We start from the raw sequence: 20,392 nt of genomic DNA, 5'->3' as shown, positions 1-20,392 counted from the left end.
TCGCTAGACCGCGTCGCCCGGGTTCACCTGCGGCTTCGGCGCGCGCATGCGCCGCACCTGCGAGGCGCGCACGAAGGCGTACCAACCCAGCGAGAACGAGGAATCGGTGCTGTCCGGGAAACGCTCCCGGACCCGGTTGCTCACGATCCGACCGAGCACCACGCCCTCGATGATCATGAACAGCATCATCACCAGCATGGCCAACGTCACGATCGCCTGCAGCGCGGGCGAGAGGATCATGCTCAGGATCAGCACCAGCGCCAGCGGCATGAACAGGCCGAGCAGGTTGCGGCGGGCGTCGACGATGTCGCGCACGTACTTCTTGACCGGGCCCTTGTCGCGCGGGAGCAGGTACTGCTCGTCACCGGCGAGCATGCGGGCGCGGCGGTTGTTGACGTCGGCGCGACGCTCGGCCGAGGACGCCTTGCGCTCCTCCTTGGTGCCGCGCAGCGCCTTGCGGCGGGCCCGGGCCTCCTTGGCGGTCTTGGGCGCGGGCGCGACCGGACCGCGGCGGCGACCCTGCGCCTCGCGGCGCGTCGGGGTCGGACGCCCTTTACCCAGGGTGACGGTCGTGTCCGCCACCGCGGCACCGGCGTCGGTGCTGGTGCTGTCGGAGGTGGGGGTGGACTCGCCACGGCGCAGGAACTTCACGCCGACCAGGCTAACAATCCCGCCTTCCCGAGTCTTCAGCGCCCAGCTGAGAGCCGTTTTCCGGCATGCATGCGGGCCGGCGGTCGAGAGCCGACCCGATTCTGGACATCCCCGGCGAGTTGCCCTCGCCACCCGAAATCAGTTGTCACCTCGGCACACCCCGGAGCTATTTGTCAGCGACGACGCAGCCTGACCGTTCCGGCGAATAAGCGCCGCGTACGATAGGGAATAGTCGCCCGCCGACGGGTGTTGACAGGCTTCGAGCCATACCCTCACGGGCTGGCCCACACGCCACCACAAATGGGTCCCTTAGGAGAGTTCATGACTGTTGAGAACGAGACCACCACCCATGGTGCGACTCTGACCGAGGCCGCCGCCCTCAAGGCGAAGGCGCTGCTGGACCAGGAAGGCCGCGACGACCTCGCCCTTCGCATCGCGGTTCAGCCCGGTGGCTGCGCGGGCCTGCGCTACCAGCTCTTCTTCGACGACCGCACCCTCGACGGCGACCTGGTCGTGGAGTTCAACGGTGTGAAGCTCGCGGTCGACCGCATGAGCGCTCCCTACATCCAGGGCGCCTCGATCGACTTCGTCGACACCATCGAGAAGCAGGGCTTCACCATCGACAACCCGAACGCCACCGGCTCCTGTGCCTGCGGCGACAGCTTCAACTGAGCTAGCTCCCGAGTTAGCACCGCGCAGCGCGGAACATCTCCCGGGATGTTCCGCGCTGTCGCGTGTCCGGTTATTTTCATAGGTGCGGACCATTTTCGGGACGCCTCCCCCACTCGAAGGATTCACCCGTGACCATCGCCGTGTCCGCGTCCATCGCGACCGATCACCTCATGCGCTTTCCGGGCAAGTTCTCCGATGTGCTGCTGGCAGATCAGCTGCAGCACGTGTCGCTCAGCTTCCTCGTCGATGATCTGATGATCCGCAAGGGCGGCGTCGCGGGCAACATCAGCTACGCCATGGGCGTGCTGGGCCGCACCCCGCTGCTGGTGGGCGCGGTCGGCCAGGACTGGGGCGACTACCGGAAGTGGCTGGAGGACAACGGCGTCGACTGCTCCGCGGTCCGCGTGTCCACGACCGCGCACACCGCGCGCTTCGTCTGCACCACCGACGAGACCATGGCGCAGATCGCGTCGTTCTACCCCGGCGCGATGGCCGAGGCCCGCGAGATCGACATCACCGAGCTGGCCGCCGGCCGCGAACTGGAGCTGGTGCTGATCGGCGCCGACGACCCGGAAGCCATGCTGGCCCACACCGACCAGTGCCGCGCCGCCGGAATCCCGTTCGCCGCCGACCCCTCCCAGCAGCTGGCCTTCCTCGACGGCGAGACCATCCTGCGCCTGATCGACGGCGCGGACTACCTGTTCACCAACGAGTACGAGTGGGGCATCCTGCTCCAGAAGACCGGCCTGTCCGAGGCCGAAGTCGCTGAGCGCGTGGGCATCCGCGTCACCACCCTGGGCGCGAAGGGCGCCAAGATCGTCGACCGCGACGGCTCCGAGCTGTTCGTGGACGTGGTCCCCGACATGGCCAAGGAGGACCCGACCGGCGTCGGCGACGGCTTCCGCGCGGGCTTCCTGACCGGCCGCTCCGCGGGCCTGTCCCTGGAGCGCTCGGCCCAGCTGGGTTCGCTGGTCGCGGTGCATGTGCTGGAAACCGTTGGGCCGCAGGACTGGACCCTGGACCACGATGTGGCGATGAAGCGCCTGCGCGAGGCGTACGGCGCCGAGGCCGCGAACGAGATCGAGCCCATTCTGCGCTGACGGCCACCGCGCCGCCGAACACCGACAGCCGCACGCTGATCCGATCAGCGTGCGGCTTTCCGCGCTATCGGCCGCCGTTCCGGATCGCCGCGGTCCCGTTGCCGGTCCGGGTTCGGACCAACGCGTCGCCCGCAATACGCTGTGAGGCATGTCCTCCGACGACCGTCTGTACTTCCGCCAGTTGCTCTCCGGCCGCGACTGGGCCGTGGGCGACCCGATCGCCACCCAGATGCGCAACTTCGCCTACCTGATCGGGGATCGGGATACCGGCGAATGCGTGGTCGTCGACCCCGCCTACGAGGCGGCCCAGCTGGTGGAGATCGCCGAGGCGGACGACATGCGCCTGACCGGAGTCCTGGCCACCCACCACCACCCCGACCACGTCGGCGGCTCGATGATGGGCTTCACCCTGCGCGGCGTGAAGGAACTGCTGGAGAAGACCGAGGTGGCCGTCCACGTCAATGCCGAGGAATTGCCCTGGGTGGCCAATGTCACCGGCATCGCCCCCTCCGAGCTCACCGGCCACTCCCACGGCGACAAGGTCGCGGTCGGCGGCTTCGAGATCGAACTGCTGCACACCCCCGGCCACACCCCCGGCAGCCAGTGCTTCCTCTTCGAGGACCGCCTCATCGCCGGCGACACCCTCTTCGTCGACGGCTGCGGCCGCACCGACTTCCCCGGCGGCGACTCCGACGCCATGTTCCGCAGCCTCCGCTACCTCGCGGACCTGAAATCCAACCCGACGGTCTTCCCGGGCCACTGGTACTCGGAGGAACCCAGCGCCTCGCTGTCGCACATCCGCGACCACAACTACGTGATGCGCCCCCAGACTCTGGAGCAGTGGCACATGTTCATGCCCAGCTGAACCTCATGCACCACGCCCGCCCCGAAACTCTTTCGGGGCGGGCGTGTTTCGTCCGTTCGGGCAGCGCCCGAGCTATGCCATGGTGCGCAGCCAGCCGTGGCTGTCGGCGAAGGTGCCGCGCTGGATGCCGGTGAGGGTGTCGCGCAGGGCCATGGTGACCTCGCCGGGTTCGCCGGTGCCGATGGTGAATTCGCCCTCGGCGGAGCGGACCGAACCGACCGGGATGACGACGGCCGCGGTGCCGCAGCCGAAAACCTCGGTGATCTCACCGGATTCGACGCCCTCGCGCCATTCCTCGACGGAGATCTTGCGCTCCTCCACCTTGTAGCCGGAGTCGGCGGCCAGGGTGATCAGCGAGTCGCGGGTGATACCGGGTAGCAGGGAGCCGGACAGTTCCGGGGTCACCAGCCGCGCGTCGGAGCCGCTGCCGAAGACGAAGAACAGGTTGTTGGTGCCCATCTCCTCGACGTAGCGGTGCTCACACGCGTCCAGCCACACCACCTGGTCGCAGCCCTTCTCCGAGGCCTGCCGCTGGGCGAGCAGGGAGGCGGCGTAGTTGCCCGCCACCTTGGCCTCGCCGGTGCCGCCGGGAGCGGCGCGCACGAACTCGGTGGACAGCCACACCTTGACCGGCTTCAGCCCGCGCGGGAAGTACGCGCCGGCCGGGCCGCCGAGCAGCAGGTACTTGTAGGCGGAGGCGGGCTTCACGCCCAGGCCGACCTCGGTGGAGAACATGAACGGCCGCAGGTACAGCGCGTCCTCGCCGCCCGCGGCGGGCACCCAGTCGCCGTCCACCTCGAGCAGCTGGCGGATCGATTCGACGAACAGCTCCTCGGGCAGCTCCGCCATCGCCATGCGGGCCGCCGACCGGCGGAAACGCGCGGCATTGGCGTCGACGCGGAAGGTCGCGATGGAGCCGTCGGCCTGCCGGTACGCCTTGAGACCCTCGAAGATCGCCTGGCCGTAGTGGAACACCATGGTGGCCGGGTCCATCGCCATCGGCCCGTAGGGCTCGACGCGACCGTTGGTCCACTGTCCGTCCACATAATCCAGCGACACCATGTGATCGGTGAAGTACCGCCCGAACCCGGGCTCCGCGAGAATCTCCTGGCGCCGCTGCGCCGAAACGGGCGCGGGATGCGGGACACGGGTGAACTGCGCGGCAAGTGTCATGACCGGGAGTCTAATTCGCCGCCCTCGACACGCCGGTGCGGGCCCTTACGGACCGTTCACCCTCCCGCCGTCGCCCCGGCCGCTGGCTAGGGTGGGCGGCGTGTATCCGGAGCCTCCGCTGACGCAGCCGCCCCGTTCGAACCGCCCCCTGGTGATCGCGTTGATCGCCGTCAGCGTGCTGGGCCTGGTCGCCATCCTCGCCGTCGCGGCCCTCACCCCCGCCCACACCGTCCCCGGAACCGCCCTGCCCGCCGACGACTACGGCCCCCAGGACACCGCCACCCACACCACCGCGCCGACGACCACCACCACGACCGGCGCCGCCAAACCCCAGATCGCGTCCCTGACCCCCGGCTGGCAGACCGCCTACTCCGTCAACCGCAACGCCGGCTACGACACACCCCAGAACTGGACGGTCCCGAGCCCGGACACCATCGTCGGCTACGAGGGCGGCGGCGGCCGCGTGGTCATGAGCGGCGCGGCGGAATGGCAACCCAAGTCCTGCGACGGCCATCACACCAAGGCCCTCGCGGGCGTGACCGGCTCCAAACTGGGCGACACCGCCGCCGCGGCCAAGGACATCGCGACCAGCTGGGCCAAGGTCGTGGCCTCCAACGACGACCGCCCCAACTCCACCTACACCCTCTCCCCCGCCGAAACCCTCACCGTCCAGGGCAAACCAGCCGCCCACGTCACCGCCACCCTGGCCAATCCGGGCCCGAACGACTGCTCCCACCCCGCAGCTTCAGTCGTCGACACCATCGCTGTCCCCGGCAACAAGGGCCAATCCGTGGTGATGGTCATCTACGCCGACCAGAACGTCGACGGCGCGGTCACCGACGACACCCTTCGGCAGATGTACAACACGCTCCGTCCGGCCGGACTGGCCGTCGCGGACTGCAAGCAGGACAACGAGGTCGTCGGCACCTGGTGCGGGTGAGTTCACCCGGACGCCGAACGATGAACGCCGCAGCCGGTTGTCTCGACTGCGGCGTTCATCGTTACGAGCGAAGCTCCTTCAGGCAGTGCGGGTTTCGACGAACGGCGGGCGGATGACCTCGCAGCGCAGGCGACGGCCGCGGACGTCGACCTCGACCTGGTCGCCGGGCTCGAGGCCCGCGGCGGTGTCGAGCAGGGCCAGGGCGATGCCGACCTTGAGGGTGGGCGAGAAGGTGCCGGAGGTGGTTTCGCCGACCTGCTCGTCGCCGCGCATCACGGCCTGGCCCTGACGCAGCACGCCCTTGTCGATGGCCTTGAGTCCCAGCAGGGTTCGGCGCGGACCGGCGGCCTTCTCGGCGTCGAGCGCCTCTTTGCCCCAGAATTCCGGCTTCTTCCAGCCGACCGCCCAGCCGGTGCGGGCCTGCAGCGGCGAAATGTCCACGGACAGTTCGTGTCCGTGCAGCGGGTAACCCATCTCGGTGCGCAGCGTGTCGCGCGCGCCCAGCCCGGCGGGCTGGCCGCCGGCGGCCTGCACCTCGCTGGTCAGCGCCCGGAACACGGCCTCGGCGTCCTCCCAGCGGGGCAGCAGCTCGTAGCCGTGCTCGCCGGTGTAGCCGGTGCGGCACACCCGGATCGGGCGGCCGTCCCACTCGGCGTCGGCGTAGGCCATGTACTCCATGTCGGTGGGCAGCCCCAGCTTGGCCAGCACCTCGGCCGACCGCGGCCCCTGCACCGCGAACACGGCGTACCCTCGGTGCTCGTCGGTGATGGTGAGCCCCTCCGGCGCGACCTTCTGCATCTCGGCCACCACCGCGGCGGTGTTCGCCGCGTTCGGCACGAGGAAGATCTCGTCGTCGCTCACGTAGTAGGCGATGAGGTCGTCGATGACCCCGCCTTCGGGCGTGCAGCACAGGGTGTACTGCGCCTTGCCGGGCCGAATCCGGTTCAGGTCATTGGTGAGCGCCGAGTTCACGAACGCCGCGGCCCCCGCGCCCTTGACCGTCGCCTTCCCGAGGTGGCTGACGTCGAACAGCCCCACGGTGGTGCGCACGGCGGTGTGCTCGCCGACTGTCCCCGCGTACGAAACCGGCATCTCCCACCCCCCGAACGGAGCGAAGGTAGCGCCCAGCTCGACATGGACGGCGTGGATGGGTCCCTGCAGCAGCTTCTCGTCGGTCACCGGGGCAGTTTATCCGTCCGGCTTATCCGTCCGCCGATAGCCGGGTGACATCGGAACCGACCGCCTGCAACGCCGGATCGCCACCGGTCAGCGACTCTGATGCGATCGCGGCTGTTGCCGGGGGTTCGGAGATTGCCGCGGCTGCCGGGCCGGACCGTGCGCCGAGGCTCGCGACGAACACCGCCTCATCCATCACCTCGATTCGCTGCCCGCGTATCCGCAATTCGGCGACCCGCCGGGCCTTGCTCGTGGTGAACGCGGCGGCGTCGCCACCACGGAAGCCGTCACCGATCACGAGCCCGGTCGTGCGCCGGGTGACGTTGCGGGCGGGGGTCGCCCCGCACGCGGCGATGGCGTCCCACGCCTGCTGGCGGGTCATGGCCGCGAGATCGCCGGTGAACACGATGACCTCGCCGTACAGCGGGTGGGACGGGTCGGTGCCGGTGACCGTCGGCAGCACCAATTCCTCACGCGCGAACCAGGATCGACGGGGCGCGCGCTCGGCGCCGATGGGCTCGGTCCGCAATGGCCGAGGTGTCCGTTCCGTTCGCAGCGGCCGATCGACGATCATGCGTTCGAGGGCCGCGAGGGAGTCGGTACCCACCCGGTTGGCCAGGGCGATCACGATGTCGGCGGCCGCGGCGGCGTCGGCGGCCGCGTCGTGGTGGTTGGTGAAGTCGATGCCCAGGGCGTCCGCGACATGCGGCAGGCGGTAGCTGTCGAGGGCGAGGTGGCGGCGGGCCAGCGCGAGGCTACAGCTGTAGGTCCACGTGGGCGGGTGAATCCCACTGCGGGCGCAGGCTTCCCGGATCGCGCCGCTGTCGAAGCCCGCATTGTGGGCGATGACGGGAAGGTCGCCGATGAGGCCCACCACTTCGGGCCACCGGTGCGCGAACTCCGGCTTGTCGGCGACCATCGCCGCCGAGATCCCGTGCACGCGAATGTTGTGCCAGTTGAAGAAGTCGAGCCCCGCGGGCGGCCGGCACAGCCACGACGCCTCCTCGGCACGACGACCGTCCCGCACGACGGTGACCCCGACCGCACAGATACTGCCCCGGGAGGAGTTGGCGGTCTCGACATCGATGGCGGCGAACGAAAGTCCCGCCATGCTCACCGCACCGCGAGCGGCAGCGGCCGCGCCTCGGGCCCACCGAGCTCGACCAGGAACGACCGAGCCAACCGCAACGACTCGAATGCCGCCCAGGCATCGGCCAATTCCGCGACTTCGCGCGCCAACGTCAGCACCGGCCGAATATGGTCGTCCACCACATCGACCTGGTACCGCGTCAACGGCACCCCACCGGCCTCCGCGATCACCGGCCACTGCGGCCGCGTCAGCTTTCCGCCCGCGTCCTGGTGCTCGGTGAACCGCGCATCCGCGGATTCGACTGCCGCGCGGATGGTTTCAACTGTCGCGTCGATGTCGACAATCCGCGCACTCGTGGCATCCGCTGCGCCGCCCTTTGCCACCACGACGGGATATCCAGCCGTGAGACTCTCGATCTCCGCCACACACGACCGATCCAGCACCCAAGCGCCCGATAGCCGCGACTCCCCCACCGCCGCGCCCACATTCACATGCCAGATGACCATCCGTTCCCCGGCCGCGCCGAGCACCGCGAGGGAATGAAGGTCGGAGGAGGAAGCCATAACGCTCCACGGTCGTGGCGAACAGGTCCCGCGCTACGTTAGAGCATCCCGCCGACAGATTTCCGTGAACCCCCACGCGAATCATCAACGGAGCCAAACAGTTCCGACCGACCGGTGTTCCACTACGCAACTCGCCGCGCGCCCGACCCCACCTCCCAGGTGAATCAGCTTGCGTGGACCGCGGCCCCCGATCGCAGAAGGATCAATGCCCGACTCGCCGCCAGCCGACCGAGCACGGCCGCGCCCTGCGGCCGTGCCTCGATGAGCCGTTCCGCCAACTCCAGCCCGAGGTCAAACCAGTTCGGGAACCCGCAAATGAGCCAAGGCCAGCTCGAATTCGCGAACGTCGACAGCCTCGACGCGCGCCTGCCGGGCGGCATCCACCCGCAACGCGGCCGACGCCATCCGATTGCGTTCCATCGCCTCGGCACTGTCGTACACACTGCACGAGACGGCACGCCCCGACGCCCTGTTCACCATCAGGCTCGCACTGCAAAATCCATCGAGCTGTTGCTCCATACCGGGCAACGTATGCCCCCGATACACGTCGATCGCACTGTCGATCCTGCTGGGATCAGTCTTCACCCAGGTGACTCGCGCACACGCACCCTCCGGCGTCATATGCGCCCGATGCATGGCCGCGATCTCCCATTCCTCGACGACCGGACTCCCACCGAATATCTCCGCCGCACGATTGCGAATCGGATTCACCCGCGCAGCGCTCGCCCGCAACGCCTCCTCGGATTCCCACGAGCTGGTCACGATGCACCGCCCGGTGTGCCGATCAACCAGCAACGAAAGCCCGACACACCCGGGAATCCCCTGAAGCCCCGGCATGACCTCGTCCCGCACATGCGCGATCCCGGATTCCAAAGCAGATAATTGCGCCTGAAGCGTGGTAGACCGTGCGTACACGACCCACCTCCTTTCTGCACAGAGGCAGCGCCCGGCGGCGCCACCGGCACATTTCACAGTCCTCCCTCCCGATCACCAGGGCAATAGCCGATGGCTATTCCCCAGCAATCGACCAGCCACACGAGCCATGACCCGACCGGCATTTCCGCCGCGAACCAAAGCGCCGCCAAGACCTCAAACGACGGATCGAGCATCGACAAGGCCCTTGACCTGCCGATCGAATTCGTCGCCACCGTCGCCGACACAACCGCGCATGGGCCGCGACCGACATCGCCGCGGAGTTGGACGCGCTGAGCGCCGTCATCGGTCGCCGCACCATCGACCACCTGCAGCGAACTTCCGCCAACGTTTGCGGTGCGAAGCGGGACCTGTCGTCAGGTGGCCGAAGTCGAACACGCGACTTTGAACGTCCCGGACAACATCGCGGCCAGATAGGACACGAGTCTGCCTTCGTGACAGTCGAATTCGCGAAGGCCGTCGAGGAGAAACAGGCCGCCACGCGGTTCCCAGGTGGTCCGGTTCCCAGCCTTATGGATAGGGTTGCGGGACTGCAACAACGTACGAGCAGGGCTGCAACGGGGGTACGAGTGAGAAGCAACGCTGAATTGGCCGACCGCGCCGAGAGAATCGATGCGGAGATCGCGAAGGTCCGGGGGCGCGCCCAAACCACCGACGGGTCGGTCATCCTCGAAACCAACCCCTACGGTTCCATCACCAATCTGCATCTTTCCTCGCACGTGACCAGCGTGGAGCCCAGTCGGCTCGCCGCGGTCATCACCGAACTGCATCGCCGGGCTTACGAGGAAGCCAAAGCCCTTGGCGCGGATGTCTTCCTGGCAATACGTGATCGAGCGACGCCCACGCCCGCCGGCGTGCCGCCGTCACCGAGCGATCAGTGGGAAGACGTAACGCCCATCCGCTACACGTCGAGCATCTGAGTCATGGTCGAGTTCGAGACCGGGCTGATGCGCGCGATGGCCAACGAGCATCGCGGCCACGCCGACGCTGTCGAGGCACTCACGCCTTTCGGTGGCGAGGAGGTCAAGCTCGCGCGGCCCAGAATGCAGAAGTCGGTATTCGCGGTCCGGATCGAGGAAACGCTGCAGGCAATGGACAACGTTACCGATCTGCATGCCAAACGACTGCGTTCCTTCGCGGACCTCACCGATGCGGCAGCGACGGCTGCGGATCAGATGGACGATGACAATGCCGTGAAGTTCGGGGGGTGACGTGGCCGACGGCGAGGAGAACCTCACTATCTCGATGGTCCTCGGGTGGGATCTGGCAGTGCCTGGCAAGGTTGCCGAGCACGTCGACGAGTCCGCCAAGAAGCTGAAACAGGAGCTGTTCGACGCCGACGACCAGGTTCAGAAGTCGGAGCCGTGGTTCGGGGAGCAGGCCGGTCTGAGTGCCCGAACCATATCCAAGGGGTATCGGACCGATGGGGAAACGACCGCCGGCGTGTACGCGGCCATGTCGAAGGCAATCCAAGAGGGCTGCGAATCGATTGGGAAGAAGATCCAGACGGTGCGCGATCTGATTTCTGATGTCGAGAATTCCGACTACGACCTGTTTTACGAGGAGAACGGCGCGGTCAAGTCACGTGAGTCGAACTGGGAGACCGCCGCTCCACCCTGGGGGATCGTTTCCCTCTACCTGAAGCAAGGCGAAATAAACAAGCTGGACCTGAAGTTGAAGACGGCCCTCTGGGAGGTCGCGCAAGAGGACGAGCGGGTTGCGGAGCGCGTATCCCAGTGCATCGAGAAGCTGGCCGATTCGGTCAAAACCGAGATGGCCGGTGACTACACCGACCAAGGGCTACTGGACATTCTCAGGAAATACCAGACCAAGGACTCGACCAAGGATGGGGTGATGTGGCCCAATGCCACTCAGCTCGAGTATGTCCGAAAGTATTACGACCCGACTTTTCAACCCAAGTTCGTGACGGCAGAGGAAGCAGCGGTCCTGAACGAGCTCAGCCTTGTCGAGCAAGTGAAGTTCTTGACGATACAAAAAGACGCCAAGGCGTTCGGACAGTCCAACAAATATACGGACCAAGACGAAGACGCCGAGCAAGACGGGCACGGAGACGCCGCTCGCCATATGTACTGGAATGCGCGGATGACACAGGAGTTCGGGGAAGATTGGGCCGAGCGGTACACGACCGCACACGAGAAGTCCGGCGGCAACGTCGCCGCGCGTGAAGCAATGGACCTGTACAACAACAAACTCGGCCGCGCGATCGGGCTCGACAAGACGGCGGACGACGCCACCATCCGGGCACGCGTGCTGGATGAGATAGATAACGGCAAGGCTGTCGTCATCGTTTCCGGCGCCGACGGCAAAACCCCTCAACTTGCCTGGAGTAAGGACACGTCCGTCCACAGCACAATCACGGGTCCCGGGGTCGGCATTCCCCTCCCTGGAACGATGTAGGGTGACACCATGATGAAGGCCACCGGGCGCGCCGCACTACTCGCTATTGTGACATCGTTCATCACGTCATGCGGAATTCTCGCACCAATGGACAAGCCCGCGGATCAGAAGCGGGAACCGGAGGATTGCAGCCGTGGCACCTTCAGCTTCGACTTCGAAACCTCGGAAACTGTTCAGCCGCTGGGATCAAGCAAGCTGTTGTTTCAGGAGATGACAAAGGCCAGCAAGAACAAGCAGCCGGTGCCGCTACTGGATATCACACGTGCGGCAGGCTGGTCAGATGGCTGGGATATCCTGGTCGAGGTCGGAGAGCATACAAAGCAAGCCGATCTGAACACGCGAGCCCAAACCCCCGGCTATTGCTGGCGGAATCTGCCCGAATCATCGGCAATGTCCGACCGGCCATCGGATAAGTTCTATCTCTTCACAAAGGACAACCGGCCGGTACAGTTCATCCAGTTCCGTCCCTACGAGCAACCAATTCAGTTCAAGAAGGGCGCGGCGGCGACCAAGGAAACGGTACTGCTCTCCACTGGCACCTACCTCACGCCCGAGTAGACGGCCAGACCGAGCAAAGAACTCACCCGACCGCTGACTCCAGGATGAGGCGCGGGACTGGCCTCGGAGATGATCCGGACGCGGGCGGGCTCGAGCTGATCCGGGCGGTAGGCGGCGAGGACGACGCCCCAGCTTTCCAGCAGTGCGCGGTTGATCGGTGAGCACCGGTCGAATCCGGTGGGCCAGCGCCGGAAGGCATAGTCGCCGAGAATAATTCGTGCGTGGTGCATGCCACGTTCGAAGGCAGCGAACCAGGATTCGAGTTGGGTGTCGGGCACCTGTCGCGGGTCGTCGAGAAGTTCGGCGGTCGCGTCGAGGAGATTCTCGAGGGAGCCGTACGACTCGTACTCCTGGAGGTCCGGCAGCCGGTAGAAGGCCAGGAAGCGTAGGACCGCCTCGCGGTCGTTCATTCGGACGTGATCGCGCAGCACCCCGGCGGTGGCCTCGTGGAAGGCAGCGGAGGCTGCGCACCGTTTGAGCAGTTCTCGGCTGCGGGCGCTGCTCATACAGTGCCGGATCTCCATGGCGTTCAACGGTTCGCCACCGGTGTTGATGCGCTTGAAGATGTCGTACTTGACGCGATTGGGTGTGGAGGGCTCGATGACGTGGACGACGATCTGCGCGTTCTGCAGCCGGCGGCGCAGCGGGGTCTCGAGGTCGGCGAAGGTCTTCCCGTGCTCGGCGTCGAGGTATTCGAGCTCGTCGAGCGCCAATCGTCCCAGCGGTGGGGATTCCGCTCCGATGACCTTCGCTTCTGGGCAGGGTCAGGGCGAAAGCGCAGAATCTATGTGTCGCACGAATTGATTCTTGCGCCCTCATCGCCATCGCCACCTGAACAGCGAAGGCTTATCGGGCCGCATGAGTGAAAGGCGTCGGTATGAAGGTCCGAAGTGATTCATTCGACGATAACGCGCGCATTCCGGGCGCGTTCGCCTACGGCGTGCCGGATACCGCGCACCATGTCCGGGCGGGCACCAATCGCAACCCGCATCTGGCGTGGGACGAGGTGCCGGCGGGAACCCGATCGTTCGCGGTCATGTGCTGCGACCCCGACGTACCCCACACCGGCTCGGATGTGAACATCGAGGGACGAACGGTGCCGGAGGAGTTGCCGCGCAACGACTTCTACCATTTGGTGCTTTTCGATATCCCAGCCGGCGTGCGGCAGATCGCCGCAGGCAGCCTCGAGACCACACGCGGTCCGGCTGCGCCCCATAACGCGCGGTACGGCCGCAACGACTTCAGCAGTGCGGGAAACGATCATTACGGCTACGACGGCCCGTGTCCGCCCTGGAACGACCAGCGCATCCATCACTACGTGTTCACCGTCAGCGCCCTGGATGTCGAACGGCTGCCGCTGCGAGGGGCAGTGACCGGGAAGGGGCTAAGCCAAGCGATGATCGGCCACGTCCTGGGGCAAGCCGAGCTCGTCGGCACCTACACGCTCAACTCCGGCCTGAGCACGAGCTGAGCCACCCGATCTCATGGCACGCCGAAGCGACCGCCGTTCGGCTGGACCGCCAGGCGTTGTGATGGCCGATCAGGGCAGCTGAATCTTATGCTCGTGGTTCGCGACGGCTTCCTGGAGTCGGACCCGCGACAGTGTGCGCGGCCCACATTCGCAGGACGCCGGCAACGCGTCGTCGACAAAGCCATCACCGGCGAGCAGATCCGCAAACCTCGTGCCATGCCCGTGAGCGCTGTGCGCGGCATCGACGAAATCACGCGACCCGTGCGCGTGCGGCCCGGTCGCCGACTGATACACCGCGCCGGCCGGTGTATCGAACACCGCCGCCACCCGGTGACCACAACCGCACCGTACCTGCGTCAACGTATGCCCCGCCCGGTCCGTCAGCGAGTCCAGCGTGTGCTGGGCCAGCCGGCGTCGTTCCGGTGCGGTCAGATTCGAAACACTTGTCATCAATCCACGATCACCTTCGCAGGTCTCAGCAGCAAGACCCAAATGGCCGAGAGAAGGGGCCATCGGCCCGCTTCGACTCGTTCGATGGTTTCGGGGCCGACGCCGGCGATGCGTCCGCCGACCCATCGCCGGTACAGGCGGTGGGCGGCAGTGGTGTGACCCGCTCAAAAGTACTGCGGATCTCGGCAGTAGCGGGAAGACCCGAGTCCGATGGCATGCGAAGTACGGTTCACGTGCGCTCGTCCACCACGTGCTCACCCGGTCACGCAGATGATCGTCTACGTGACGCCGAATATCGACGAATCTGTGAATCTCGTTGCTGACTAGGAGCGTCACTCCATAGTCCACGCCGATTTAGCCCACGGCTTCGCCATCTTGGACCGCCTGCGTGCGCGATACCCACACACCGAATCCGTCCTCATGGACCGGACCATACTGCTGGCTCACGAAGGACGATGGGTATCCGAATCGGTACCTATCTCGACGCCCCTGGATCATCTGACCGACGCGGAGTCACACCTCTACCACGACCTGGCCCAGGACACCTTCGGCCCCGCGGTTCGACTCGAACAGGAGCGGATTCGCTACCACACGGTGATAGCCTCATTGAACGGATGAAAGGCGCATCCGGTCGGCCATCCCGTCGAAAGAACCGGATCGTCGGAACCCCAGCCCAGCAAGCGACTGCGCCAGACCCCCACGCGGTCGAAAGACGGTGTGCTGGAAAGCATCCAGACGTAGCAGGCGAACTTCACGACAACGATGGGCCCGGCACCGGGACCGGGTGGCGGGCTGCTAGGGCGCGCGCCTGGGGTTCGTCCATCATGGAACTCCTCACGTCGTTCAGAGGAATTCAAGCCGCCGTAATCCTCGCGATTTGCTCACGTGCCTGTTCGGCCATCGACATAGAAGATCTTGCCGTCTCGAGATGCGACCTTTTCACCAACGATGTCGGCCGGTCCCCTCCGCGCCCGCGGGCCACAATGTGCGCAATCTTCCCGACGCCGCGAGGAAGTCTAGAGCGAGGTGCGACGCTGTCGGTGTGCTGAATGGCCACCGCGGCCGTAGACCCGATGCCACTGCGGTGGAACCGCTCTCGATGACCCGATTGGAGAGGATCCGATGCCCAACAACGCCGACGAGCATGAGGAGCACCGCACACTGCAACGGAGGCTGGAACGCCTCGAGGCCGAGAACGACAGGCTGCGGGCGGAACTGGGTCTCGAGCTGGACGACGACGGTGACGAGTTGTCGCATGAAGAGACCGCGCTCTTCTACGAGGAGGAAGCCGCGGCCGGAGACCCGGACGAGCGGGCACAGAATCTTAATGAAGCGGCGTCATCTTAATGAAGCGGCGTCTTACTGGGCGCTCGCCGGGGACTTCGAGCAGGCCCGGCGGCGATACCTGGACGCGATCGCCGATGGCGGCGAGGTCGCCGGGGACGCGCGGGTCTGGTACGCGGTGCTGCTGCTCGGACACGGCGACACGCAGGAGGCCCGAAATCTGCTGGACGTCGTATTCGCCGAAGGGCCCGATGACTACCTCGTGTATGAGGCCGCCGGAGAAGCGTTCGAAGGTCGGGGAGATTGGGCCGAGGCGCTCCGCTGGTTCGACGCCGGGCTCGAACGATCACGGATATCGGCCGGCGACGACGCACGCGAAACGTTGGGTCGGTACCGGCTCGGATCCGGACGTGCCCGAGTCCGGCAGCAGCTGGGGTGGCCCGAAGACCACATCGACCTGGGTGTGGACCGGGAACGCCACCGCTGGCTGGCTATGCTCGAACGACTCGGACGGCCCGAACGGGATCTGCCCGCCCGCGCCGCGATCCTCTGCTTTCCGGAAGACGAATTCGCCCAGGTCATCAGACGCTGGCCCGCGCTCCACGAGTACTACGGCACTTTCGACGAACACCGTCGAACCGTCGAACACGCCCTTCGCTCCGCTGACCACGGCATGCCGGCCGCCATCGTCGCAGGCACCGCGGACGGCCTCGCCGAATACGCCGCCGACCCCGAAAATCCCTCGACCCGCGCGGCATTCGCAGCACATCTCGCCGGCAGCGGAGCAGCCATAACGTGGCCGCCCGGCCGCAACGAACCCTGCTGGTGCGGATCCGGACGCAAATACAAGAAGTGCTGCGGCAGGCCCGGCTGACAGCGCCCGCCGGGTTCGCGAGAGCGACCGAACCTCGGCGTCCACACCCGCCCGTGGGCTGCCCGAATACGGCCCATGCCGCAACCAGATGAGCGGATCGGTATATGGATACGCTGGCAGGGATGTCGCCGGACGAGCTCCGAGCGACGTTGGCGTCGGTTCCTCCGTTGCGAGACAGCGCGGGCGACGACCGGGAAGGTGAGGGGACCAGCTAGTCCGGGGGCATGTGGTATTCCACCTGGTGGTCGGCGATTTGGATGCCGTGGCGGCGGAGGTTGTCGAGGAGTTGGCGGGTGAATCGGCGGGGTGGGCGGTAGTGGGTGCTGTGGTCGGAGATCAGGTTGAGGTGGCCGTACTCGGCGGAGAGTTCACCGGCTGCGGCTACCGGGGCGCCGGCCAGGAAGCTGGAGTGGTGGAAGCGGCCGAGGATGTGATGGGGGGACGAGTAGATGTCGCCGTTCGCGTCCATGACGAAGATGGCTCGGCCGCCGCGCGGGGTCCAGAGGGTGCTAGATGTGGTGGTGTCGTAGGGGGTGCCTTGGCTGTCGAGTAGCAGGCCATTGGTGATGGTCAGTTTGTAGGGGGCGCGTTCGGTGGGGGTGAGGTAGTGGACGTGGGTGCCGTTCCAGCAGGTGTTGCCGGGGAGGTGTTCGCCTGCGAATTCTGGTCGGAGAGGGGTTGTTTCGTAGGGGGCGGGCGGCGTTGGGGCGGTGGGCAGGAGAGTTACGTCCGTGGGGTTGATGGGTGCGGAGGTCAGCAGTTCCTGGAGGATGGCCGGGGCATCGGGGTTGGGGGTGCGGGAGACCAGGGCGGTTACGGAGTCGGTTGGCCAGCCGGGACAGATGAAGGCTATTTCGGCGCCGGACTTCAGGCGGAGGAGCAGGAGTTCGCGGTTGTAGCCGGGGGGCTTGCGGAACATCTTGCCGAGTAGCGGCTGGAGGTCGGTCCACGGCAAAGAGATTCGGGCTATCGGGGTGGGGTTGACGAACTCTGGCCATCGTTCGAGAGGGATCTCGTGGTACGGGCGGTCGGGCCAGGGCCGCATGGTCTCGAGTTCGTCGACCACTCGGGTGAAGAAGGTTCGCTTCTCTACCTCTGAGAAGGGGGCCTGCACGACGGTGTCGAGGGCGGCTCCAGAGTCCAGGGCGTCGAGTAGGGCGCGGTGTTGTTCCTCGACGGTGAGTTCCCACAGTGGTTTGCGGACAAGCCATTCGGCCGTGCGGTGGGCCTCGGCGTTGTCGAGGGCCGGGGCGAACTGGGACTTGTACAGGATGGCGGTGGCTACGGCTCGCCAAGGCTCGGTCATGTCGGATCCTCTCGTGCTACTTCGGGGCTCGCAGGTCGATCTGGGCGGGATCGATGTGGAGGCCTTCGCTGCGGAGTTGGTCTATGACCTGGTTCGAGAACTTTTGGGCGGGGCGGTAGTGGCCGCTGGAGTCTGAGATGAAGCGGAGTTCGCCGTTGGTTACCTGGATCTCGCCGGCGCCTGCTACCGGAGCTCCGGATAAGAAGCTGGAGTGGTGGAATTCGCCCGGGGCGTGGTACTTCGACGCGTAGAGGGCGCCGTTCTCGTCCATGACGAAGATTGCCCTTCCGTCGTTGAAGTGGGTGGCCGAGCTTGTGGTGTCGAAGAGGTTGCCGTGGGCGTCGTAGAGCTTGCCGTCTCGGATGAACAGTTGGAAGCTCTGGCGTTCTTCGGGGGTCAGGTAGCGGACCGACTGGCCTGGCCAGATTGTGTTTCCTGGAAGACTCTCGCCCCTGTAGTGGGGGTTCATCGGGGTTGTCTTCAGTTTAGGGACGGAGCCGGTGCGGCGGCCGAAGATCGCGAGTCTGGCGGAGGCTGCTTGGACCCACTGGGCGACCCTGGTGGCGAGGGCGCGGACCCGTTCGGCGAGGGTGACGACCAGTCGCGCGGATTCTCTCGCCTTCGTGGCCAAACCGGCGACGATCGAGGCGATACGGGCCGCTTTGACGGCTATGCGGGCTGCCCAGGCGGAGTTGCCGATGTACTCGGAGAGGCCCGCGGTGACGGGGGCCAGGAGGGCGAGGCCGAGTTCTACCGCGGCGGTCTCGAGGCCGAGGTCCTTCAGTTCCTCGAGGATTTGGTGGTGGGCCTCGTCGAGGTGGTGGGCGTAGTCGCCGCAGGCGGTGGAGAGGGCGGTGCTGATGGTGGCGAGGTCGGTGAGGTCGGATTGGCGGGCTCGGGCGGCTTCGATCGCGGCGGGGATTTCCTCGGACTGCTGGTTGCCGAGGAGGTCGATCGCCTTCGGGATCGTGTCGGCCAGGGTGTGGAAATTGGTGGCGGTGGTGGACCAGGCGGACTGGGCGGCAAGGAGTTCGGACTGGTGGCCGTTGGGCCACATCGCGCCCACGGCGTCCTGGATGATCGACCAGCCGACGGGTTCGGGGATGCCGTCGCCGGCCGCGGAAGGAGCCTCTTCGGGGAGACAGGATGGCGGGGTCAGGGCGGGCGGTGGAGGGGGCTCGACCCCGTTGTGGTCTGCTGCGGACTCCCCTGCCTGGTGGTTGTAGGCGCCGACCACGAGCAGGTCGCGGACTTGGGCTGCGGCGGTGGCCAGCTGGGCGGAGGCTTGCAGGGCCGAGGTCGCGGCCTGGTCGTAGGCGGCGGACCATTCTTGGCCGATGGTGTCGCTGCCGGCCATGCCGGCGTTTGCGCGGAGGACTCCGAGCAAGCCGGAGTGGGTATCGATGGCGTCGGTGTTGAGGGTGCCGAAAACCTCGCCGGCGGAGCTGTATTCGCCTGCTCGGCAGACAATCAGCGGGACCGTGGGAGGGCTCATGGCCACATGGACGCGTTGGTGGATCCCACCGTTCCGTAGGCGGTGTGGGCTGCGGAGAGCTTTTCGCGCAGGGCTCGCAACGCCTCACCCATGAGGGCGGCCGCGGCTACTCGGTCGTCGTGGGCGGCTCGGTGGGCCGTGGCGGCTTCGCCGGACCAGTCCATGTGCAGCTCGGCGACGCACTTTTCGATCGCGACTATCCGGGCCTCGAGAGAGGACTCGAGTTTGGCTGTGCCGTCGATCAGTTGTTGCAGACCGCCCAGGTCGACCCGGTAGTCCGGCACTAGACCACCTCGGGCAGGTCAAGCCCCGAGCCGGCTTGGGTGACCGTCTGTGCCCGGTGGTGGTCGGTTCGGGTGTGTTCCGCAGCCACCTGGCGGAGCAGGGTTGCGTCGGTGGCGAAGGAGGTGAGAATCCGGTGGGCGCCGGATTCCCAATCGGTCCACGGGGTCTCGTGTGAGGCCGCGGCGTCACCTTGCCAGTCGCCGCCCAGGAACAAGCGGACCAGCCGCATGTGTGCGGTCAGGTCGTCCACGAGATCCTGGGCTGCGCGGTCCAGCCAATCCGCGGCCGCGCGCATCGCGACCGGGTCGATCTTCAGTATCCCCACCATCCGTACGAAGGTAGTGACGGAAGAGATTGGTGGAGGGTGAGATTCGAACTTCGCGCACTCGGGGTGTGGCTAGCCCGCGTGCATCCACTCGGAGGTGAAGCGGGGGCGCGGGCGGTGGTAGGAGAGGATCGAGGTGGGGGTGACGTGGCGGCGGATGATGACCTCGAGGGCCTGAGGGAAGGTGGGGCCCACGAGGTCGAGGGCAAGGACGCCGTCGGAGACGATACGGCCGTCGTCGAGCATCAGGAGGAAGGTGGTGCCGGCGGTGTTGGCGGCCAAGGGGGTCATGCGGTGGCCAAGGGCTCGTTCGAATTCGGCGTAGCGATCGTACATGCCGTTGGCTACGTCGATGGGGTCGAAGAACAGGGGGTCCGCGGACCAGAGGGCGCCGGGGAGATCCGGAGGCTGGAGGGTCAGGTTGCCGAAGCCTTGGAGGATGCTCGCAGCGGGGCGCGAGACGTGGAAGCCTTCGGCTTCCAGTTGGTCGGTCCAGTCGGTGATGTCGATACGACGGGACGGGGTCCAGCCCGCTGCGGTGAGGGCTCGGCACGTTACTGGATTCGGCCAGAAGTAGCGCATAGTGGATATTCGGCGCCGGAAGGTCCTGGGCACGTATCGATTTGATCGAGAAACGCCAAAGGCCCCCAGCAGATTGCTGGGGGCCTTCGCGAAGGATGTTCCGGCGGTGTCCTACTCTCCCACACCCTGTCGAGTGCAGTACCATCGGCGCAGGTGGCCTTAGCTTCCGGGTTCGGAATGG

At 66.5% G+C, this 20,392-nt stretch carries 26 protein-coding genes; 13 read left to right on the top strand and 13 right to left on the bottom strand.

Translation table 11 applies throughout. The annotated features are described in order from the left end of the window. Positions 1-3: 3 nt before the first annotated feature. Positions 4-651 carry a DUF3043 domain-containing protein gene (locus ABZ412_RS29400; protein ID WP_357286458.1) on the bottom strand — a complete coding sequence of 216 codons (648 nt, stop codon included), beginning with the start codon at positions 649-651 and terminating at the stop codon, positions 4-6. Between the two features lie 321 nt (positions 652-972). On the opposite strand from ABZ412_RS29400, the gene ABZ412_RS29395 reads away from it, so the two are divergent. The 3 genes from ABZ412_RS29395 to ABZ412_RS29385 all read left to right on the top strand — a co-directional run bounded on the left by ABZ412_RS29395 (position 973) and on the right by ABZ412_RS29385 (position 3,288). Continuing rightward, on the top strand, positions 973-1,323 hold the full coding sequence (locus ABZ412_RS29395) for an iron-sulfur cluster assembly accessory protein (RefSeq protein ID WP_040815950.1): 351 nt from the start codon (positions 973-975) through the stop codon (positions 1,321-1,323). 128 nt (positions 1,324-1,451) lie between these two features. Next, on the top strand, positions 1,452-2,423 hold the full coding sequence (locus tag ABZ412_RS29390; protein WP_357286456.1) for a carbohydrate kinase family protein: 972 nt from the start codon (positions 1,452-1,454) through the stop codon (positions 2,421-2,423). A gap of 148 nt (positions 2,424-2,571) precedes the next feature. After that, positions 2,572-3,288, top strand: a complete 717-nt coding sequence (locus tag ABZ412_RS29385) for an MBL fold metallo-hydrolase (protein ID WP_357286453.1) — start codon at positions 2,572-2,574, stop codon at positions 3,286-3,288. A gap of 72 nt (positions 3,289-3,360) precedes the next feature. On the opposite strand, the gene ABZ412_RS29380 is transcribed toward ABZ412_RS29385, so the two are convergent. Continuing rightward, positions 3,361-4,461, bottom strand: a complete 1,101-nt coding sequence (locus ABZ412_RS29380) for a branched-chain amino acid aminotransferase (protein ID WP_357286450.1) — start codon at positions 4,459-4,461, stop codon at positions 3,361-3,363. A 100-nt stretch (positions 4,462-4,561) separates the two neighbouring features. Between ABZ412_RS29380 and ABZ412_RS29375 the strand changes: the two genes are divergently transcribed. Further along, entirely contained in the window at positions 4,562-5,401 is an 840-nt protein-coding gene (locus ABZ412_RS29375; RefSeq protein ID WP_357286448.1) for a hypothetical protein, read from the top strand. A gap of 78 nt (positions 5,402-5,479) precedes the next feature. Here ABZ412_RS29375 and gcvT read toward each other — a convergent pair whose 3' ends face one another. From gcvT to ABZ412_RS29355, 4 genes are all read right to left on the bottom strand, one after another. Continuing rightward, positions 5,480-6,580: a glycine cleavage system aminomethyltransferase GcvT gene (gene gcvT / locus ABZ412_RS29370; protein WP_357286445.1), complete on the bottom strand. Its 1,101-nt coding sequence runs from the start codon at positions 6,578-6,580 to the stop codon at positions 5,480-5,482. A 22-nt stretch (positions 6,581-6,602) separates the two neighbouring features. Then, entirely contained in the window at positions 6,603-7,688 is a 1,086-nt protein-coding gene (locus ABZ412_RS29365; protein WP_357286442.1) for an exonuclease domain-containing protein, read from the bottom strand. Positions 7,689-7,690: 2 nt separating this feature from the next. Then, positions 7,691-8,230: a hypothetical protein gene (locus ABZ412_RS29360; RefSeq protein WP_357286439.1), complete on the bottom strand. Its 540-nt coding sequence runs from the start codon at positions 8,228-8,230 to the stop codon at positions 7,691-7,693. A gap of 291 nt (positions 8,231-8,521) precedes the next feature. Then, entirely contained in the window at positions 8,522-9,145 is a 624-nt protein-coding gene (locus ABZ412_RS29355; RefSeq protein ID WP_357286437.1) for a hypothetical protein, read from the bottom strand. Between the two features lie 90 nt (positions 9,146-9,235). Between ABZ412_RS29355 and ABZ412_RS29350 the strand changes: the two genes are divergently transcribed. The 5 genes from ABZ412_RS29350 (at position 9,236) to ABZ412_RS29330 (ending at position 12,139) form a co-directional block, all read left to right on the top strand. Next, positions 9,236-9,439, top strand: a complete 204-nt coding sequence (locus ABZ412_RS29350) for a hypothetical protein (RefSeq protein WP_357286434.1) — start codon at positions 9,236-9,238, stop codon at positions 9,437-9,439. Between the two features lie 158 nt (positions 9,440-9,597). Continuing rightward, positions 9,598-10,083, top strand: coding sequence for a hypothetical protein (locus ABZ412_RS29345; protein WP_357286431.1), 486 nt, complete (start codon positions 9,598-9,600; stop codon positions 10,081-10,083). Positions 10,084-10,086: 3 nt separating this feature from the next. Further along, a complete protein-coding gene (locus ABZ412_RS29340) occupies positions 10,087-10,374 on the top strand; it encodes a hypothetical protein (protein ID WP_357286429.1) in 288 nt (95 codons plus the stop codon). Between the two features lies 1 nt (position 10,375). Beyond that, positions 10,376-11,581: a hypothetical protein gene (locus tag ABZ412_RS29335; RefSeq protein ID WP_357286426.1), complete on the top strand. Its 1,206-nt coding sequence runs from the start codon at positions 10,376-10,378 to the stop codon at positions 11,579-11,581. A 9-nt stretch (positions 11,582-11,590) separates the two neighbouring features. Further along, positions 11,591-12,139 (top strand): hypothetical protein, encoded by a 549-nt coding sequence (locus ABZ412_RS29330; protein ID WP_357286423.1) that lies wholly within the window; start codon positions 11,591-11,593, stop codon positions 12,137-12,139. On the opposite strand, the gene ABZ412_RS29325 is transcribed toward ABZ412_RS29330, so the two are convergent. After that, positions 12,121-12,852 (bottom strand): hypothetical protein, encoded by a 732-nt coding sequence (locus ABZ412_RS29325; protein ID WP_357286420.1) that lies wholly within the window; start codon positions 12,850-12,852, stop codon positions 12,121-12,123. The two genes, ABZ412_RS29330 and ABZ412_RS29325, sit on opposite strands and share 19 nt — an antisense overlap. Positions 12,853-13,016: 164 nt before the next feature. Here ABZ412_RS29325 and ABZ412_RS29320 point away from each other — a divergent pair, with 164 nt between their 5' ends. After that, positions 13,017-13,610, top strand: a complete 594-nt coding sequence (locus tag ABZ412_RS29320; RefSeq protein ID WP_357286417.1) for a YbhB/YbcL family Raf kinase inhibitor-like protein — start codon at positions 13,017-13,019, stop codon at positions 13,608-13,610. A 69-nt stretch (positions 13,611-13,679) separates the two neighbouring features. Here the strand turns inward: ABZ412_RS29320 and ABZ412_RS29315 are convergent, their stop codons facing one another. Then, positions 13,680-14,060 (bottom strand): hypothetical protein, encoded by a 381-nt coding sequence (locus tag ABZ412_RS29315; protein WP_357286414.1) that lies wholly within the window; start codon positions 14,058-14,060, stop codon positions 13,680-13,682. A gap of 339 nt (positions 14,061-14,399) precedes the next feature. On the opposite strand from ABZ412_RS29315, the gene ABZ412_RS29310 reads away from it, so the two are divergent. The 3 genes from ABZ412_RS29310 to ABZ412_RS29300 all read left to right on the top strand — a co-directional run bounded on the left by ABZ412_RS29310 (position 14,400) and on the right by ABZ412_RS29300 (position 16,218). After that, positions 14,400-14,678, top strand: coding sequence for a Wadjet anti-phage system protein JetD domain-containing protein (locus tag ABZ412_RS29310; protein WP_357286707.1), 279 nt, complete (start codon positions 14,400-14,402; stop codon positions 14,676-14,678). Between the two features lie 504 nt (positions 14,679-15,182). Next, a complete protein-coding gene (locus tag ABZ412_RS29305; protein WP_357286411.1) occupies positions 15,183-15,407 on the top strand; it encodes a hypothetical protein in 225 nt (74 codons plus the stop codon). Further along, positions 15,388-16,218, top strand: a complete 831-nt coding sequence (locus ABZ412_RS29300; protein WP_357286408.1) for an SEC-C metal-binding domain-containing protein — start codon at positions 15,388-15,390, stop codon at positions 16,216-16,218. The genes ABZ412_RS29305 and ABZ412_RS29300 overlap by 20 nt, the downstream gene beginning before the upstream one ends. A gap of 211 nt (positions 16,219-16,429) precedes the next feature. On the opposite strand, the gene ABZ412_RS29295 is transcribed toward ABZ412_RS29300, so the two are convergent. The 5 genes from ABZ412_RS29295 to ABZ412_RS29275 form a co-directional block, all read right to left on the bottom strand. Next, a complete protein-coding gene (locus ABZ412_RS29295) occupies positions 16,430-17,524 on the bottom strand; it encodes a hypothetical protein (RefSeq protein ID WP_357286405.1) in 1,095 nt (364 codons plus the stop codon). A gap of 16 nt (positions 17,525-17,540) precedes the next feature. Then, positions 17,541-19,019 carry a hypothetical protein gene (locus tag ABZ412_RS29290; RefSeq protein WP_357286402.1) on the bottom strand — a complete coding sequence of 493 codons (1,479 nt, stop codon included), beginning with the start codon at positions 19,017-19,019 and terminating at the stop codon, positions 17,541-17,543. Continuing rightward, complete coding sequence (locus ABZ412_RS29285; RefSeq protein ID WP_357286399.1) at positions 19,016-19,303, bottom strand: WXG100 family type VII secretion target; 288 nt, start codon at positions 19,301-19,303, stop codon at positions 19,016-19,018. The genes ABZ412_RS29290 and ABZ412_RS29285 overlap by 4 nt, the downstream gene beginning before the upstream one ends. Further along, positions 19,303-19,632: a WXG100 family type VII secretion target gene (locus ABZ412_RS29280; protein ID WP_357286396.1), complete on the bottom strand. Its 330-nt coding sequence runs from the start codon at positions 19,630-19,632 to the stop codon at positions 19,303-19,305. Before ABZ412_RS29280 ends, ABZ412_RS29285 begins: the two co-directional genes overlap by 1 nt. Before the next feature lie 69 nt (positions 19,633-19,701). After that, positions 19,702-20,211, bottom strand: coding sequence for an SUKH-3 domain-containing protein (locus ABZ412_RS29275; RefSeq protein ID WP_357286393.1), 510 nt, complete (start codon positions 20,209-20,211; stop codon positions 19,702-19,704). Between the last annotated feature and the right edge of the window lie 181 nt (positions 20,212-20,392).

The sequence above is a fragment of the Nocardia sp. NPDC005746 genome (genome assembly GCF_040630785.1).
Lineage (GTDB): Bacteria > Actinomycetota > Actinomycetes > Mycobacteriales > Mycobacteriaceae > Nocardia.
The sequence above is the reverse complement of the archived record's forward strand: the minus strand, read 5'-3'. Positions and strand labels throughout refer to the sequence as shown.